Raw genomic sequence first — 17,055 nt, forward strand, 5'->3', positions numbered from 1 at the left:
GAGCCGCACCGGTCCGGCGGGGGCGAGGGTAGCGGGACGACGGGCGGCCAGCGCGGCGCGAACGGTCTCGGTCAGGCTCGTGGGGGTGAACGGCTTGGGCAGGTAGGCCACGCCGAGGTCACCACCGCCGTCGGCGAGCATCCCGCGGCTGTAGGCGGAGGTGAAGACGACGGGCAGGCCCGGGAACATCCGGGTCAGTTCCTCTGCGAGCTGACGGCCGTTGCGGCCGGGCATGATCACGTCCGTGACGAGTAGATCGACGGAGGTCAGCCGGCGGGCGAGCGTCCGTGCCGCTCGGCCGTCGGCCGCGCACACCACCCGGTAGCCGGCACCGCGCAGCACCCGCTCGGCCAGGCGGCGGACGGCGTCGTCGTCCTCGGCGAGCAGGATGGTCGTGCAACTCCAGGCGTGCCGGGCGGCGTCTGGCCGGTACCGGTCGTTCGGCGCGGCTGATCGCTCCGGCGCACCTACCGGGGCGGGGCGGTTCGTCCTGACCGCGCCGCGCGGCCAGCCGCTCAGGTCGGCGCCGGTGTCGCCCCGGGCGTGATCCTCGACCGCTCCGCCGGCTGTCGTGGCGACAGCGCCGGCCGACGGGAGACCGGGCCCGTGTCGGCCGGGGTCGCGGAGACCGACTGCGGTGATGCCGGGGGCGGTGATGCCGGGTCCGGCGAGGCCAGATTCGGCGAGGCCAGGTGCGGCGGCGCCGGGTCCGGTGAACGGGGCGTCGTTGAGCGCGGGTTCGGTAAGCGCGGGTTCGGCGAGCGCGGGTTCGGTGAGAGTGGGTTCGACGAACGCGGGAAGGTCGACCCGGAACGTGGCGCCGAGTCCCGGGACGGAGTCGACCTCGACGGTGCCCTCGGCCTGGCGCACGATCCCGTACACGGTCGCCAGCCCGAGGCCGGTTCCCTTGCCAGGGTCCTTGGTGGTGAAGAAGGGCTCGAAGATGCGCGAGCGGACGTGCTCGGGCATGCCGTGCCCGGTGTCGGCCACGGTCAGCCGCACCAGCCGCCGCGGTGGGACGTCGGGGTGGGACGCGGAGGCGACGTCGTCGACGACCACCCGGATGAACAGCCGCCCGCCGTCGGGCATCGCGTCCCGGCTGTTGACGACCAGGTTGACCAGAACCTGCTCGAGTTTCCCGCGGTCGACGCGCACGATCGCGGGCCGCGCCGAGGGCATCACGACCAGCTCGATGTCCTCGCGGATGAGGCGGCGCAGCATCTCCTCGAGCCCGCGTACCAGGTCGTTGAGGTCGACCGGCCCGGGGCGGACGTCGACTGTGCGCGAGAAGGCGAGGAGCTGGCTCGTCAGGCCGGTGGCGCGCGCGGCCGCGTCCCGTACGGCGGTCAGGTCGCGCTGGACGCCCTCGTCGAGATCGCCGCGCGCCAGCACGAGCGTGGCATAGCCGTCGATGACGGTGAGCAGGTTGTTGAAGTCATGCGCGATGCCGCCGGCGAGCTGGCCGAGGGCGTCGAGCCGCTGGGCCTGACGCAGCTGGGCCTCGATGTTCTTCTGCTCGGTGACGTCGGTGACGATCGCGAGCGTCCCGTCGACGGTGCCGGCCGGCCCGAGCCGGGCGGTGAGCGCGACCTGGGCGCAGACCTTGCGGGCGTCGGAGTGCCGCAGTGCTGTCTCGAGGCGGCGGACGGCGCCGGCCCGCACCGCCTCCAGCGCGGCCGTGATCTCGGCGCGGTCGGTGTCGGACACCAGGTCCGTGAACCGGGTGCCCAGCGGTGTCCCGCCGACGATGGCGGCGAACCGGGCGTTGCGGTAGGTGATGTGCCCGTCCGGGCCGAGCAGGACGACGCCGTCGGCCGTCGTCTCGACGATGCCGCGGTAGCGCTCCTCGCTTTCGCGCAGGGTCTGCTGTGTGGCCTCTCGCAGGCGAAGATCCTCGAAGAGGGCGGTACCGCGAACGAGTGCCGGGAAGCGACTCCGTAGCGTCCAGTACCAGATGCCGACGGTTGCAGTGACGACGTCCCAGGTGGTGGTGAGGAACTGGACGTCGACCAGAGTGCGGCCGGCCGGCCCCGCGGGCCCGCCGCCACCATGCCCGCTGCCGCTGTGCCCACCGTGTGCGGCCGGGCCGGTGGCGTGCGTGAGTTGGAGGATGTGCGAGCCGTGCCCGATCGCGCAGGTGAAGAAGATGGCGGCGGTGGCCAGGCCGAGCGGGTTGTTGCGCCACTGGCCCGACCGCCACAGGCCACGCGCGATCGACAGGCAGATCGCGAGGTAGGCGGCCGTCGTCGCGGCGTTGGCCAGGGCCGCCGTGGCCAAGCCGTTCACGGGCTGTGGTCCGGGCCCAGGGGCGGCCGCGCCGTGGCGGGTGCCCGGCTCTCAGGCGCGTGTACGAGTGTCATCCGAACGTGAATCGTCCGTATGACCTCGTATCTCGCCGCATAAAATGCTATTTGAGTGCTCGAATAGGTACTTCTGGTGACGGACTCCCCCACGGCGCCTCATCTTGCTCCGTTCCGCGGTGGGGTGAAAGGAGAACCCCCGTGGTCCCACGTGTGCCCCTGCGAGACAGTCAGAAGCGCGGGAGGTACGCAGGGGCCACAGCGGTTATCCGGTGCCGGCCCGGCTGAGCGATGTAAAGCGTCCCGTCGGGACCCACGGCGACCTGCTTCGGATCGAGCACGGGCACCTCGCCCGACCGCGCCGCGGCGACGGCGACCCTGCCGTCCGGGTGGATCGCCAGCACCCGGTCCCCGGCGGGATCAGCCAGGTAGACGGTGCCGTCAGGCCCGACCGCGAGCCCAGTCGGGGTGCCCACGTCGGTGCCGGTCGCCGGTGCGCCATCGGCCGCGGGCCGACCGCCGTACGCCGTGCCGGCCATGGTCCCGATGCGTCCCGCGTGGTCGACGCGCCGGATCCGCCGCTGGTCCGGGTCGGCGATGAGCAGGCGCCCCGCGCCGTCCACCGCGAGAGACTGTGGACGTCCGATCGCGGCCCGCGTGGCCGGCCCGCCGTCGCCGGAGTAACCCGGTTCGGCGGTGCCGGCGATCACCCGTGCCGTCTCACCCGGCCCGAGCCGCCAGACCCGGTGGCTGTCGGTGTCCGCGACGAGGAGGACGCCGCCGGGGCCGGTCGTCACCGCGCGTGGCCGGCGCAGCGCTGCGGGCGTCGGCACGGTGGTGATCGTCCCGTCCGGGTCGACCCGGCGGATGCGGTCGTTGAAGCAGTCCGCGATCAGCAGGGCGCCGTCCTCGGTCACCGCGAGGCCGGCTGGATTGTCCAGCTCCGCGGCGGTGGCGGGGCCGCCGTCCCCGGCCCGCCCGGCCTTGCCCGTCCCGGCCACCACGGTCTGGGACGCCGTTACCTGGAACGCCGTCACCCGGGATGCTGTCGGCCGGGGGGTTCCGCCTTTGGTCGTGCCGGGTGCGGCGTCCGCGGCGTCGACGCGCAGGACCCGGTGCGCCAGCGGTTGTGAGACGTACAGTGCGCCGTCCGGGGCGACCGCCAGCGCGAACGGGCTCTCCACTCGCAGGTGCACGACGGCGCGGCCCGCCGGGGCGGGACGGCCGTCCCGCCCCGGCGGGCCGGTCGCGGGTTGCTCGTCACGGGGCGAGCGCCGTCCCGCCCACCGCCGCAGCAGGCCTTGGCGCCGGGTGAGGGGTGAGTCCGCGGTGCTGGTTTCCCGGCCCGCCGTGGTGTCCCGGCCCCTGGGTAGAAGGATGGGGCCCTCGGTGGGGGCGGTTGCGTCGGCGGGTGCGACGGTGTCGGCGGGTGCGACGGTGTCGGGTCCGGCCTGTGCTGACGCCGGTCCAGCGTGTGCTGACGCCGGTCCAGCGTGCGCTGACGCCGGTCCGGCGTGCGCTGACGCGGGTCCGGCCTGAGTCGACGCGGTCGCGGCGATGAGGACGACGTCCGGCAGATGGACCGGGACGGGGCAGGCCGACAGCCAGCCGGGGCCGAAATCCCGCGCGGCCGCGGCGGCGAGCTCGAGCGCGAAGTCGAGCGCGCTCTGCTGGCGTCGCGCCGGGTCGGGGTCGAGCGCCCGTACCACGACCCCGCCGATCGCCGGCGGCGTCGATCCGGGTGGCGGCGGCCGGAAGCCGCGCAGGTGCTGCTCCGCGAGCTCTACGGGGGAGAGCCGGCGGGAGAACGGTGTCTGCCCCGACAGCAGCTCGTAGAGGACCGTCCCGAGCGCGTACAGGTCGGTCGCCGGCCGCAGCGGGGCCCCGGTGAACTGCTCTGGCGCCATGTAGACGGGTGTGCCGACGATCGTGTTGCCGCGGCCCGTCGTCGTCTCGACGATCTTCGCGATGCCGAAGTCCGTGATCTTCAGGGTGTGGTCGGAGGTGAAGAGCACGTTGTCGGGCTTGATGTCGCGGTGGATCACCTGGCTGCGGTGCGCCGCGTCCAGCGCGGTGGCCATCGCCAGGCCGAACGCGACCACCTCCGCCATCGCCAGCCCGCGCGAGGCGCGGGCGCGCAGCGTCCCGCCGGCGCAGAGCTCCATGACGATCATGCAGAGGTCGCGCCGTTCGACGTAGTCGAAGACGCGGACGATGTGCGGATGCGCGAGCCGGGCGAGCAGGCGCGCCTCCGCGGCGAAGACCTCCCGGCCCACCCCGAGCTCCGACTCGGAGTCGGCCATCTCCGGCACCAGGATCTTGATCGCGGCCGGCCGCTCGAGCCGGACGTGCCGGGCGGCGAACACCAGGCCGAACCCGCCCGTCCCGATCAGGTCGCCGACCTCGTAGCCGGGCAGCGCCGCCTCGATGTGCGCGCGGTCGACGATCACATCAGACTGGCCGCCGACGCCGCCGAGGCGGCGGAACAATCACCCACAGACCGGATCGTAGGGCAGATCCGGTAGGAAACGGCGCCACTCCGCGGCCGTGATGCCCACCCCCGCCCGCTCGCAGATCCGGGCCCGCACCCGGTCGACATCAAGGTCCCACACCACCGCGGGCACGGTGAAGATCACACCGACCAGCTTCTTGCCGTCCAGGGTGTAGAGGATCTCCCCGATACCGGCCTCACTGCCGGCCGAGCGCGCGAGCTTCTCGATGAGCGTCGGGGAGTCGCGTTCCGTAACGTCCCAGACCTGCACGGTGTTGTCGTTGCTGCCGGTGGCGAGCTGCGTGCCGTCCGGGCTGAACGCGACGCTGGTCACGGACGTCGAATGGCCCGGCAGGTCCGCGATCTGGCGCGGCGCGTCCAGGCGGGTCACGTCCCACAGCGTCGCGAACGGGTTCGCCCCGCCGGCCGCGAGCGTCCTGCCGTCGGGGGAGAAGCGCACCTCCCAGACCCCGCCCGGGAACTCGGGCAGCTCCGAGACCAGCCGGAGCCGACGCGGGTCCGTCACGTCCCAGAGCTTCACCGAGCGTTCGGCCGCACTCACCAGGATTCGGCCGTCCGGGGAGAAACTCAGGTCACGGACGGACGAGCGGTGCGCGATCAGCGACGCGAGCCGCCGCGGCCGGGAGAGATCGGTGACGTCCCAGGTCTCGACCCTGGCCTGGAACGCCGGTTCCGGCGGGGAGTTCAGCCCGCCGAGCACCAGGGTCCTCCCGTCCGGGCTGAACAACAGCTCCGCGGTGCCCCCGGCCGGCCCCGGCACGTCCGAGATCCGGGACGGCTTCGCGGGGTCGCGGACGTCGTAGAAGACGATGTTCTTGCCCGTGCCCACGGCAAGCACGTTCCCGTCCGGGCTGAAGGCCGACGAGCCCGTCGGGTCGAACTCGTCCACGGTCACGTCGGTGAGCACGTGCAGCCGGCGGGGCGCGTAGGGATCATCGACGTCCCACAGCTCGACCGCCTTGTCGGTGGTGATCGCCACGATGCCGGTGACCGGGTTCACGACGGCGTCCTCCTGCGTGCCGTCGCGCCCGATCAGCGCCGGGCCGGGCATCTCCCAGATCCGCAGCGAGCCGTCCACCGAGACCGACGCGAGCCGGCGGCCGTCCGGGCTGAAGGCCACATCCCAGACCGTGGCGCCCTCGTCGAGGAAGGTCAGGCTGTACTGGTCGACGTCCACATCGAAAATCGGAACTCCGACGTACCGGAACCCGCCCACGCCGACCAGGCCGCTGACCGGGTCCACGGCGAGGCCGGTGATCGGCGCGTCCCCGCTGCCCGCCCGGCCGTCGTACTCCAGACGCGGCAGATCCGGCCCGGAGAACTTGCGGACGTAGCCGCCGTTCCCGGCGGTGTAGACCGTGTGGCCGTCGCCGCCGAAGGTGACCGACCGGATCGGGCCCGCGCCGTCCGCGCTCGGGCCGCCGTCCTCGACGAGCACCTTGAGTGGCCGCGGACCGCTCGGATCATCGACCGACCACAGCAGGGCGGAACCACCCTCGTCCCCGGCGATCAGGAACGCGCCGTCCGGGCTGAACTCCAGCGCCACCACCTGCGCCAGGTGCAGGAAGAGCTGCCCCTCCTTCACCGGGCGCGCCGGATCCGAGAGGTCGTAGATGAACGCCGACTTCCCGTAGCCACCGACGGCGAGACGATCAGACGTCGGGTCGAACGCCAGGCCGTAGACCTCCGAATCCGCCTTCGGCAGGGTCGCCAGCAGACGCGGCCTGGCCCGGTCGGTGATGTCCCACAGCTTGGCCAGCCCGTCAGCGCCGCCGGTCGCCAGCACCGTCCCATCCCGGTTGAAGGCCACCGCCTTCACCGCCCTGCCATGCCCGCCACCACGTTCGTCCGGGATGCGTGCGAGTGGCGTGAGCCGCCGCGGATCGGTCGCGTCCCAGACCGCGGCCGTCCAGTCGTCGCTGCCCGTCGCCAGCAGGCGACCATCCCGGCTGTAGGCCACCGTGCCGACCGACTTGGTGTGCGCCTGGTACCGCGTGGGCACCCCGCTGCCGCCGTTGAACGACGACAGGACGGCCCCGCGTGCCTCCGGCGTGTCCGCCGTGCGCAGCGCGACCAGGCTGAGCTGGGCTGCCAGCGCCGGATTGTCCCGTCGGGCGGCCTCCGCCTGCGTCGCGATCCGCTGCGAGAGCGCCCGGTCCCGAGCCCGCCCCGACGAGGTGCTCTGCTGGAACGTCAGACCCGCCAGCGACGCGGCGACGAGCAGCAGGACGGCCAGCGCCGCCGCGAGCTGGCGCAGCCTACGGGCCCGACGCGCCGCCGCCCGCTGCTGCTCGGCCTCCGCGCGGACACTCTCGTCGAAGAACTGCCTGGTCGTCGCATCGACGTCCAGGTCGTCGTCCATCCAGTCGCGGGCCGCGGCGAGACGCGAACCGGCGAAAAGGTAGGACGGATCCCGCCCGCCCCGCTCCCACACCTCAGCGGCGTCGCGCAGCTGCTGCAACGCCACGGCGCCGGCGCGGTCCATGTCCATCCACTCGCGCAGCCGTGGCCAGGAACGCAGCAACGCCTCGTGCGCGATCTGCAGACCGTCCTGATCCCCGTCGGCATCGGCCTCGACGAGACGCGCGGCTACCAGCGCATCCAGGACGGTCGCCGACTCCGGCCCCGGCACCTCCGCGAGCAGCGTTGCCCGCCGCACCCGCCGCCGGGTGTCCGCGCCGTTCTCACCAAGCCGGATCATGCGCATCAGTAGCGGTCGGACGGCCTGCTGGGCGGCCCCGTCCAGACTCGTGTAGGCCGCCTCGGCGGTCTGGGCGATGGCCCCGGTCAGCCCGCCGACGCGCAGATAATCGGCGACGGTGAGCGCCTCGCCCGCACGGGCGAACCAGGTCGCGCGCAGCGCGTGGGCGAGCAGTGGCAGCGAGCCCGGATCAGCCACGAACCCGGAGCTGAGGTTGGAGACGAGCTCGGGGCTGCGACCGCTGCCGTGGCCGGTGCCCTGGTCGCTTCCGGTGATCCCCGTGCCGGCGGCGGCGCCGAGATCGCGCAGGACGAGCCCGACAAGCCCGGGCTCGACGTCCCCACCTGCGGCACGAGCCGGATTCACCACGATCTCGCGGATGTCGGCGGCCGCCATAGGCCCGACCACCACCTGATTGACCTGCAGGACCTCGACGAGCTCGGGGAAGGAGGCGCACGCCCCGTAGAAGTCCGCCCGCAGGCCGATCACGACGACCGCACTGCCCGCCGCGGTCGCGCACAGGGCCCGGACGAAGGCCTCCCGCTCGGCCTGGTCCGCGCAGAGCGTGAAAACCTCCTCGAACTGGTCGACCGCGATCACCATCCGCGGCTCGCGGGGATCGGCTGGCTCGCGAGGATCGGCTGGCTCGCGAGGGTTGCCTGGCCTGTAGAGCGTGGTGGCGTCGTTTCGTGGGCCGCGGCGGATCGTGGTCTCGCCGTCCTCTGGGGCAGACCGAGGCGTGGCGCGCGCGGCGAGCAGCTCACGGACGATCTCGTTGAGCCGCTCCGGCTCCCGGCGCAGGCTGTCACCCAGCATCCGCGCCATCGTCGGCATCCCGGTCGCCTCGACGACACGCTGGACGAGCGCCTCGAGCGGGTGCTCGCCCGGTGTCATCACCAGCCGTGGCCAGTCACGCGAGCCGGGAAGCGCTCCGCGCGCGAGGGCGGGCAGGAGCCCGGCACGCAGCAGTGACGACTTCCCCGACCCCGAAGCGCCGACGAGCACCAGCGGCCCCACCCTCGACGCCTCCGAGGAAACCCTCGCCACCAGGTCGGCGACCATCCGCTCACGCCCGAAGAACCACTGCTCACTCGACTCGTCGAAGCCGCGCAGCCCCGGGTACGGGCAGGCCGTCGAGTACGCACCGGCCGGCGGGACGCCGGCCGGTGGCTTCGACGGGTATCCGTCGATGATCTGGGTGGGCGCCGCCTGGGACTCGACCAGCGGCGGCGTACGCATCTCCGCCGCGTTCCCGGCCGCCGTCCGAGGGGTCCGCTGGTCCGGCCGGGCCGCGGCGCCCGGCGAACCCTCACCGGAACCGTGCGGTCCGCCGCGCTCCGAACGCTCGGATGTCATGACCTCACCCGTCTCCGGGGCAGTGGGCCGATCGGGCAACCTCACCGATTGTGGTCTATCGCGGACTTTGACCGCACACCAGTCACCTAGACGACAGGGCATCCGCCGCTCGGCCGGAGACCGCCGTCCTTGGACCCGGGCTCGGCCACGGGCGCCTGCTACGCCACCGCGCACACGGGAGCGGGCGTCCACGGGATCAAGGACGCGCTCCGCGGATGATCCGCCATGGTCTTCGACTCCTCGAGACCAGGCCGGACAGGCGCGCCGGCTGGAGTCCGCTGGAGGGAAGGCGCCGCGATGGACCCGTCTGAGGGCGGCCGCGAGCGGCCTCGCCCGGGGCCCTGTGCGTACCGAGGATCATGGCGGGCCGATCGATCATGTATCGAGGAAAACTTCCTGCCCCCCACAGCCCGGATGGGTCGCATCGTCCTGTAGCATGACCTCCAGTTCCTGAGTAGCCGGGCACGACCAGCCGGCTTGGTCCACTGCGAGTAGCACGACCACTCAGGATGGCCAGAGCGACAACTGAAGATAGACACATGGTCCCGTGGTGAAGTCTGGAGTTCACGCCGCCCTGTCAAGGCGGAGGTCGCGGGTTCGAATCCCGTCGGGACCGCGTTATCGGCAACACAGAGCAAGATATGGGCAGGTAGCTCAGTCGGTACGAGCGTCCGCCTGAAAAGCGGAAGGTCGGCGGTTCGACCCCGCCCCTGCCCACTCGCCCCATCTGACCAGCGGAAACGTCGACAGGCCGGTTCAACCGTCCGTCGCACACCGTTGGAACAGAGGAAAACTTTCGATGACGGCTTCCCGGCCCCGGCAGCCCAAATCCTTGATCGCTGGCCCGTTCCAGCCGGTGATCAACTCCTTCCGGCTGCACCTGAGCGCCGAAGGCAAGTCCCCCAAGACCATCCGGACCTACGTCGAGGCCGCGCAGTGGTTCGCCGCCGCGCACCTGCTCGCGCACACCGGCCACACCGACTGGTCGGACGTGACCGCGGACGACGTCCGCGCGTGGCTCGTCTACCTTCTTGACCAGTACTCGGACAGCTACGCCAACAACCAGTACCGGGCGCTGCAGCAGTTCTTCAAGTGGTACGCGGACGAGGAAGAGGTCGGCAACCCGATGGGCCGGCTCAAGCCGCCCAAGGTCGCCGAGAAGATCGTTCCCGTCTTCACCGAGGAGGAGCTGAACCTCCTGTCGAAGACGTGCAAGGGCAAGACGTTCGTCGACCGCCGTGACCAGGCGATCATCGAACTGTTCAAGGCCACCGGCATCCGGCTCGGGGAGATGGCCGGCATCTGCTACGACCCGGAGCACCCCGAGCGCGGTGACATCGACCTGGAACGCCGCGAGCTGCGCGTCACGGGCAAGGGCCGCAAGGAACGGATGGTCAAGTTCGGCTACAACGCCGCGCGGGCCGTCGACCGGTACCTCCGGCTACGCGGCAAGCACAGCTACGCGCACAGCCCGAAGCTGTGGCTCGGGATCAACAACCGCCAGCCCATGACCGCGAACGGCATCTACCAGATGATCTCCCGGCGCGGCGACGAAGCCGGCGTGGTGGTCCACCCGCACAAGTTCCGTCACCACTTCTCACACTCGTGGCTCGACAAGGGCGGCAACGAGGGTGACCTGATGGAACTGAACGGCTGGACCTCGCCGCAGATGCTCCGCCGCTACGGCGCCAGCGCCCGCAACGTGCGGGCCCGGCGCACCTACGATCGGATCATGAACGGCGAGTAGAGCAACGCTGCAACGAGGGCGGGCTGGCGGGATCAGGATCCCGCCAGCCCGCCCTCGTATTTCCGAGCCCCGATGCCACCTCTGTCCCGTAACCGGGCAGTGGGGCCCGTTGCGCTGGCTTTCGGGGAGTGCCGACTGCGGCATCCAGAACGATCAGTAGTCCAAGCCGGAATGGGAAACTATCCCTTGACCACCCTGCACGCTACGTGATCCAATGACCGCGCTGGGTCGTCTACGTGAAGGTTGGCCTTACGTGTCTCAGTCGGACCTGCGCGCGCTCTTCCGATCCAATGATCGCGAGCTGAAGGCGGTCGATTTCTTCGCAGACCGCCAAGACGAGTGGGCGACTGCGGCCGCGAGTCTCATCCGTCACACGCAGCGGACGCGCGACCCCTCATTCGACGTAGAGGATCTCGAAAGTCCTCGACGTAACGTTCTCGTCTTCTACGGCGTCGGCGGAATTGGGAAATCCACGTTATCGCGCGGCCTGGCCGAACATCTGACCACGGGCGACCCCCAGAGAAGTGATTGGCCGCCCCTGGCGCAGGAAGTGGGCAAGGTAATCCCAGTCCGTGTCGACCTGTCGCGGGCGGTGGGAAGCGACTTCGAATCTTTGATACTCGCACTTCGGCTTGCCGTCGCCGAAATCGGGCGGCCCATGCCGGCATTCGACATCGCATTTCAGCGTTACTGGAGTCAGAATCATCCAGGCGAGTCGCTTGACGAGTATATGCGGCTCCGAACGTGGTTCAACAAATTTCCGGGCGCCAGATCGCTGCCTGACCAGATGCAGTCGGCCCTGGCAGATGTCGCGCAAGCCGTAGCATTTCCGGGAACAGTCGGGGCTCTGGCCGGCCAAGGGCTGATGTCGGTCGTCCGGGGGCTGCGAGAGCACCGGAACCAGCTTCGCACCCTTGCAAAATGTAGAAGGTTGGCTGATCTCCTCGAAGCCGAACCGGACCTAGAGGCACTGAGCTACTATTCTCACCTACTCGCTTGGGATCTTAGTCAGCTCCCCGAGAAGAGGGCAGTAACCCTCGCCGTACTATTGGACACTTTTGAAGACGTAGGAGATCGCGTCCATCGTGATCTCGAACGGCTGATCCAGCGCATGGCATGGCTGATGCCGAATGCGCTCTTCATCGTGACGGGCCGCAACAGGCTTGAGTGGGCCGAAGGGAAGCTCGAAGGGCAGCTGGACTGGGCGGGTCGAGACTTCTGGCCTCTACTGGTCGGTGGGGCGACGGACGAGCCACGTCAACACATCGTCGGGTACCTATCTGCCGACGACTGTGAGGCTTATCTTTCCGAACGCCTTACCGTGAACGATCAACCTCTGATCGACGAGGCGACAAGGACTCTGATCACCCGTAACTCCCGTGGCCTTCCTCTGTACCTCGATCTTGCGGTCATGCGTTTCCTTGACCTCTACAGAAGGCATGGCCGAATCCCGACCTCCCACGAGTTCAACCTGGACTTCCCGGCCCTGGCTGCTCGCACCTTCCGTGACCTCACACCAGAGGTTCGACGGGCTCTTCGGGCGGTGAGTCTCCTCGGCTCCTTCTCCGTGGAGCTAGCCTCCGCTACGGCCGGGCTGGACCACGATGCCCCCGTTCTGGAACTGATCGAGCGCCCGTTCATCGACGAAGATCGGGAAACTCTCTGGCCTTATCGCTTGCATGACCTTATCCGAGAAGCAGTGCGAGAAGCAGACTCAATCAGCGAGGACAGGTGGAGCCCAGCCGACTGGAAACGTGCCGCCACTCGCGCATTCGAGGCCTATGGAGGCGAGGCGGCCGGAAATCGCAGCCAGCTGGTCGCCGCACTGCGGCAGGGAATGATACTTGCCCGCGATTACGCGTTGGATCTTGGCTGGCTGGAAGAGGCGGCATTCCGGTACGTCAACGACTTTGTCTGGGAACCTATCGATCTACCAGATAGACCCGAGAATCGGGGCCGCGCGCAAGATGAGATAAGTAGCGCCCCAGAGGCTCTCGCCATAGCGTTGACCGCAATCGCGCAGCGGCAGAATCGGCACCGCGGCCAGACCGTCGAGCAGCTTCGTAATGTTCTGGAATCGGGTCAGCTACCAGAATCTCTCCTGGAACTCCCGATATATTTCCTGGCAGAATGTGAGCGTGATCTCGGGAACCTGCGGCAGTCCATGGAGGGTATGCAGCAGGTAGCTAATTCCGGTGGACGGCTTGCCTCAACAGCGGCCCGCGGTCTCGTGCATCTCGCCCGGAGAATCGGGCACTTTCATGAGGTCCTGTCTGCGGCCGAGAGGCTTGGGCTGGAAGGCCGACGAGACCGCGTACTTGGCGATCTCTGGTGGACCCAGGGAAACATCACCCTCGCTTGCTCCTCGTATGCCGCCAGTCGCGACGAAGCGATACGACTTGGACAGCCAGGAGAGGCTGCCCTCTCGCAGGCCTGCGTAGCCTTCGCTGCCGGCTTTCAAGACAGGGCCCGTGCTACCGAACAAATAGCGCGTGCCGATGCGCTGCTGGCCGGCGTTTCTCTTCGGTGGGCCGAAATCCACACCCGCGCCGCGGAACTTCTGCGGGATGCTGGAATTGCGGCCGATCTGCCGGATCGCGCCGACGCACTAGCAGAAACAGCCCGCGAATCGGGTCTAACATCCTCCGTTGCCTACATCCGCTTTGCGGCATGCCTTCATGCCGTGGTGCTTGACGCACCAGATCTGCTGGCCGACGCGAGAGCACAGCTTCGCACATGCATCCGAGGCAAAGAATTTGCCTACCTCGCAGAGCTGACCTACCTGGCAGCAGGGCACGAACCCCCCTCGGAGCTACCTCTGGCACAGTGGCTAGACGGGTCGGAACAAGTCCGCGTCCGTTGGAGAGCGATCGTCGAAGACCGACGACGAGAAGCTGCGGTGCGACGAGAGGAATGACAGCATATGGCAAGCTATACCACGGCTGACCAGATCGACCTGGCTACGGTAGCGGACCGATATGCACTCGAAGGTACGCGGCTAACGCCGTTGCCGGGCGGTGCGGCGAACTCTAGTTTTCACCTTTGGTCGGCCGGCGGCGAGTATGTCCTGACTATCCTCGACAATCACGATCTCTCGAGTGCCAGACGCCTCGCGGTGCACACGCAGGCCGTATTTGGACTGGGCATTCGAACCACGGAGATCCTTCCCTCTGTTGATGGTGATCTGGTCACCAAGCTTGGCGATCGACCTGTTATCTTGAAGCGGTGGATAGCCGGGGAAGTGTTGGATCCTCTTCCGGTTTCGCTCCTGCCTGTGGCGGGACGCACTCTCGCTCATATTCATCAGCTGGAACCCCATACGCCCGGACTGAATGACGTTCCACGCGGTACCCGCAGACTATCGGATGAGCAGGAAGCTGTTATCTCCCAGTTCGTCGACGAGGAGTTCGGCTCCTGGCTTGCAGAGCAGTTGAAGCGGGTTCACGTCGCGGAAGCGAACCGCGAACACGCCAAGAGCATCGTTCATGGGGACCTTTTTGCGGACAATATTATTGTGACCGGAGACGGTGAGATAGCCGTACTAGACTGGGAGACCGTATCTCTGGATGATCCTCTTCTGGACCTAGGAATGGCGATCGTCGGACTTGGACAAGAAAGCGGTCTCCTGGCTCCAGAACGTATGGACGCCCTGGTCGCAGGCTACCGGGAGGTGGCGATACTCGACGAAACGGAGCTCGGCGCGCTACCGGTGCAGATCATCAGTGCGGCGGTGATTATTGCCTATCATCGATATCTTCGTCATAACATTCGCTTTCCCAATCCAGATAAAAATAAAATCCACCTGGAGATGGTCGAGTTCGTAAATTCGGTAGAAGAGAATTTCCCCCTGCCTGCGTAGGAACGATCCAAGTTCGAGTGTAGATCGCAGTGGTGGCGGGTCGATTCGCGTTCACATTCGGATTGTCCAGCCTGGCGCCCGATTGATGGATCGGTAAGAATTTCATATTTGTGGCGCTGGTTCTGTTTCGTGTCCGTATTTCGACGCTGGAGAAAATCGGCGGGGACGAGTTACCCTGCGATACCTGTGGGCAGGGCGGGCGTCCTACTAAAGGCGACTGATAGATGGCTTCGGGGCCGCGGAGATGCTTGACCTGCGCGGCCCCGATCCTGTTCGCCTTACCGTCGGGGTTAGCCGGTGATCGCGATCTCGAAGGCGATGTCGAGGATCATGGCGCCTTCCTGGTGGGGCCGGCGGAAGGCGCCGGGGGTGATGCCCATGTGGCCGGCGGCGTGTTCGCGGCGGTGGTCGACGCTGGTGCGTCGGGTGCCGGCCGCGAGGCCGAACAGGACCTGCATGGCGGTCTTGGCGGGATCGTCGAGCGCGGTGTCGATGGCCTTCCTGATGATCTGCTCCGAGTGTGCTGCCCTGTCTTTCGGGCTGGTGCCGTCCGGGGGGACGAGGAGGTCAACCAGGGCAGGGAGGTGCTGCGCGAGTTCGGCGCCGCGGGCTCCGCGGCGTCGGGCCTTGCGCAGGAGCGTCTCTACCGTGTCGATGTCCGGCCTGCGGGTGGTGGACATATCGGGTCCGGCAGGGGCCTTCGTCGGCCCCCGCTTCCCCCGCCGTAGACCTCCTTTCCGGTCTGGGGTTGCCCTGGTGCGGGGAGTAACGGACAACGCGGATGACTATGCCACCTTTGCCGCATGATCGCCATGTTTGCGTCCACTAGCCTCGGACAGCGGTCGTTCACGGGCGCTGGCGGCATCCTCTAGCTGTTTGCTGCCTGACTAGCGCCCCGACCGTCCGGAAGACGAGCCCCACCGGGGTGCGCTCGGCCTGGTGGCCGCGGCCGGTGTGACCTCGGCGGTGTCCGGCTGCGTAACCGGCCTCATGCCCTGTCTGATGCCCGATGCGCTGCCCGCTTCCGTGGCCTATTCGCTGCCCGTTTCCGTGCCCTAATTCTTGGCCGGTTTCGTGGGCGGTTTTCTGCCATATGAACTTCGGATACTGGAAACCAGCGGCGGCAAAGCGCCCCGCCTTCCTGGGGCCAGACGAGACCCGGGAATGGTGGCCGGGGAGAGCTGTTCCCGGCGGGATGGCAGGTGTGTGATGGCACGGTACTACATCGTTCGCCGATCGCTGCTGGGAACCGTGATCCGATGGTTCTTCGGCTTCACCGTGCTGGCCGTGTGCGCGACGGCGGTGCAGTGGGCGGTGACGAGTATGGCGCCCGCGATGCTGGCCGCGTTCGTGGTGTTCGCGCTGGGGCTGGCCGTCTTCTGGATGATCGGCCGGGGTCGGGAATGAGTCGACGCAGAGTGGCTGTGGTCTGCGTGGCCGTGGTGGTGTGGGTGTATTGCTGGTTCGCGGTCGGTGTCGGGATCGGACTTCTGTTCCCACCCTCGGAAACCGCACCGCCGATACAGCAGCCGCCGGTGACTGGCGAGCCGTGAAAACCCCCGACCCGCGCGGGTGCGCTCCGCCGCATCTTTGTCGAGAACACGCACCTGTCGAGGTCTTCCGTTCCTGCCGTGGGCAGGAGTCTCACCCGCACTGACGATTCAAGGAGGAGAACGTATGTCCACCCCCATCACCCCCGAGCACGGTCCGGCGGATGGCGGCTTCGGGTCGTTGACCCTGGATGACCTGGCCAACAGGGCGGAAAAGGCACACGCCGAGCACCTGCAGGGCTACACGGCCAGCACGGTGCTGCACCGCCTCTACATGGCCGAGGCCTTCGGGAACGAGGAACTGCGGGCTGCGCTGGACCTGCTCTTCTCGCGGCTGGACATGACGCGGGTGCGGACGCGGGAGGCGTGGCGGCAGGCGTACAACGCCTGGGCCATTCCCGCCGGTGTCGACCCGGTGCCCGCGGACCCGACCGTGGTGGACGGCGAGGTTATCGCGACAGTCGACGAGCCCGACGACTTCCCGTCCGACAGCGACCCGTCCGATCTGAACGCCTAATTCCGCCCGCACAGAGGAAAGGAAATCCCGCCCCCATGATGAGTATCTCGATCATTGTGCTGTTGTCGTTCGCGGTGGTGGTCCTGGTCCGTTCCTACCGGCTCAGCCTGGGCTCGGCGTTGCTGTGCATCGTGCTCGGCTTCTACCTCGCCGCGTCCGGGCTGGCCCCGATGATCCAGCAGATCATCAACCAGGTGATCGGCGTCATCTCCTCCATCGGCGTGTAACCGAAAGGAACCCGATCCGATGATGACGCTTTTCCTCGTCCTGACGCTCGCGGCGCTGGTGCTCGCGAACGGAAGTCTGCTGGTGGTGTTGCTGGTCCGGCTCGCCGAGGAACACCGCGACATCGGCGACGCCCGCCGCCTGCAGGACATGCAACGCATCCACGGCCGGATTCCGCCGGCTCGTTGAGTTCGCCCCGGGGCGCGGCTCCTGACCGCCAAGACAGACACCGCGCCCCGGGCTCCCCACCCACAGGAAGGGAACCCCCATCATGTCCGACCACAGCCC

The 17,055-nt window shown here is 68.5% G+C and carries 11 protein-coding genes and 2 tRNA genes; 9 read left to right on the forward strand and 4 right to left on the reverse strand.

The genetic code is table 11. The features are described 5' to 3' along the window. From FMEAI12_RS24560 to FMEAI12_RS24570, 3 genes are all read right to left on the reverse strand, one after another. Window positions 1-2,286 (reverse strand): ATP-binding protein (locus tag FMEAI12_RS24560; RefSeq protein ID WP_112108008.1); only part of this gene is annotated, 2,286 nt, incomplete at its 3' end. Between the two features lie 244 nt (window positions 2,287-2,530). Beyond that, on the reverse strand, window positions 2,531-4,789 hold the full coding sequence (locus FMEAI12_RS24565) for a serine/threonine-protein kinase (RefSeq protein ID WP_112108009.1): 2,259 nt from the start codon (window positions 4,787-4,789) through the stop codon (window positions 2,531-2,533). Next, on the reverse strand, window positions 4,790-8,869 hold the full coding sequence (locus FMEAI12_RS24570; RefSeq protein ID WP_112108010.1) for a hypothetical protein: 4,080 nt from the start codon (window positions 8,867-8,869) through the stop codon (window positions 4,790-4,792). Between the two features lie 541 nt (window positions 8,870-9,410). Between FMEAI12_RS24570 and FMEAI12_RS24575 the strand changes: the two genes are divergently transcribed. The 5 genes from FMEAI12_RS24575 to FMEAI12_RS24595 all read left to right on the forward strand — a co-directional run bounded on the left by FMEAI12_RS24575 (window position 9,411) and on the right by FMEAI12_RS24595 (window position 14,475). After that, window positions 9,411-9,485 (forward strand) — tRNA-Asp (locus tag FMEAI12_RS24575). A 27-nt stretch (window positions 9,486-9,512) separates the two neighbouring features. Further along, window positions 9,513-9,586, forward strand: a tRNA-Phe gene (locus FMEAI12_RS24580). A gap of 82 nt (window positions 9,587-9,668) precedes the next feature. Continuing rightward, window positions 9,669-10,616 (forward strand): tyrosine-type recombinase/integrase, encoded by a 948-nt coding sequence (locus FMEAI12_RS24585; protein WP_112108011.1) that lies wholly within the window; start codon window positions 9,669-9,671, stop codon window positions 10,614-10,616. 253 nt (window positions 10,617-10,869) lie between these two features. Beyond that, window positions 10,870-13,533, forward strand: a complete 2,664-nt coding sequence (locus FMEAI12_RS24590) for an ATP/GTP-binding protein (RefSeq protein ID WP_112108012.1) — start codon at window positions 10,870-10,872, stop codon at window positions 13,531-13,533. A 6-nt stretch (window positions 13,534-13,539) separates the two neighbouring features. Continuing rightward, window positions 13,540-14,475 carry a phosphotransferase enzyme family protein gene (locus tag FMEAI12_RS24595; protein ID WP_112108013.1) on the forward strand — a complete coding sequence of 312 codons (936 nt, stop codon included), beginning with the start codon at window positions 13,540-13,542 and terminating at the stop codon, window positions 14,473-14,475. A 290-nt stretch (window positions 14,476-14,765) separates the two neighbouring features. Here FMEAI12_RS24595 and FMEAI12_RS24600 read toward each other — a convergent pair whose 3' ends face one another. Beyond that, window positions 14,766-15,155, reverse strand: coding sequence for a hypothetical protein (locus FMEAI12_RS24600; RefSeq protein ID WP_112108014.1), 390 nt, complete (start codon window positions 15,153-15,155; stop codon window positions 14,766-14,768). Between the two features lie 529 nt (window positions 15,156-15,684). Between FMEAI12_RS24600 and FMEAI12_RS24605 the strand changes: the two genes are divergently transcribed. The 4 genes from FMEAI12_RS24605 to FMEAI12_RS36710 all read left to right on the forward strand — a co-directional run bounded on the left by FMEAI12_RS24605 (window position 15,685) and on the right by FMEAI12_RS36710 (window position 16,956). Beyond that, window positions 15,685-15,882 carry a hypothetical protein gene (locus FMEAI12_RS24605; RefSeq protein ID WP_112108015.1) on the forward strand — a complete coding sequence of 66 codons (198 nt, stop codon included), beginning with the start codon at window positions 15,685-15,687 and terminating at the stop codon, window positions 15,880-15,882. 270 nt (window positions 15,883-16,152) lie between these two features. Then, on the forward strand, window positions 16,153-16,542 hold the full coding sequence (locus tag FMEAI12_RS24610; RefSeq protein ID WP_112108016.1) for a hypothetical protein: 390 nt from the start codon (window positions 16,153-16,155) through the stop codon (window positions 16,540-16,542). Window positions 16,543-16,577: 35 nt separating this feature from the next. Further along, complete coding sequence (locus FMEAI12_RS24615; RefSeq protein ID WP_112108017.1) at window positions 16,578-16,769, forward strand: hypothetical protein; 192 nt, start codon at window positions 16,578-16,580, stop codon at window positions 16,767-16,769. 19 nt (window positions 16,770-16,788) lie between these two features. Continuing rightward, window positions 16,789-16,956 (forward strand): hypothetical protein, encoded by a 168-nt coding sequence (locus FMEAI12_RS36710; protein ID WP_160144247.1) that lies wholly within the window; start codon window positions 16,789-16,791, stop codon window positions 16,954-16,956. Window positions 16,957-17,055 lie beyond the last annotated feature (99 nt).

This window comes from Parafrankia sp. Ea1.12 (assembly GCF_900465275.1).
GTDB lineage: Bacteria > Actinomycetota > Actinomycetes > Frankiales > Frankiaceae > Parafrankia > Parafrankia soli.

Coding starts and splice junctions, on each gene's coding strand:
- FMEAI12_RS24570 (WP_112108010.1), bottom strand. CDS start 8,869: ATGACATCCGAGCGTTCGGAGCGCGGCGGACCGCACGGTTCCGGTGAG.
- FMEAI12_RS24585 (WP_112108011.1), top strand. CDS start 9,669: ATGACGGCTTCCCGGCCCCGGCAGCCCAAATCCTTGATCGCTGGCCCG.
- FMEAI12_RS24595 (WP_112108013.1), top strand. CDS start 13,540: ATGGCAAGCTATACCACGGCTGACCAGATCGACCTGGCTACGGTAGCG.
- FMEAI12_RS24600 (WP_112108014.1), bottom strand. CDS start 15,155: ATGTCCACCACCCGCAGGCCGGACATCGACACGGTAGAGACGCTCCTG.
- FMEAI12_RS24605 (WP_112108015.1), top strand. CDS start 15,685: ATGGCACGGTACTACATCGTTCGCCGATCGCTGCTGGGAACCGTGATC.
- FMEAI12_RS24610 (WP_112108016.1), top strand. CDS start 16,153: ATGTCCACCCCCATCACCCCCGAGCACGGTCCGGCGGATGGCGGCTTC.
- FMEAI12_RS24615 (WP_112108017.1), top strand. CDS start 16,578: ATGATGAGTATCTCGATCATTGTGCTGTTGTCGTTCGCGGTGGTGGTC.
- FMEAI12_RS36710 (WP_160144247.1), top strand. CDS start 16,789: ATGATGACGCTTTTCCTCGTCCTGACGCTCGCGGCGCTGGTGCTCGCG.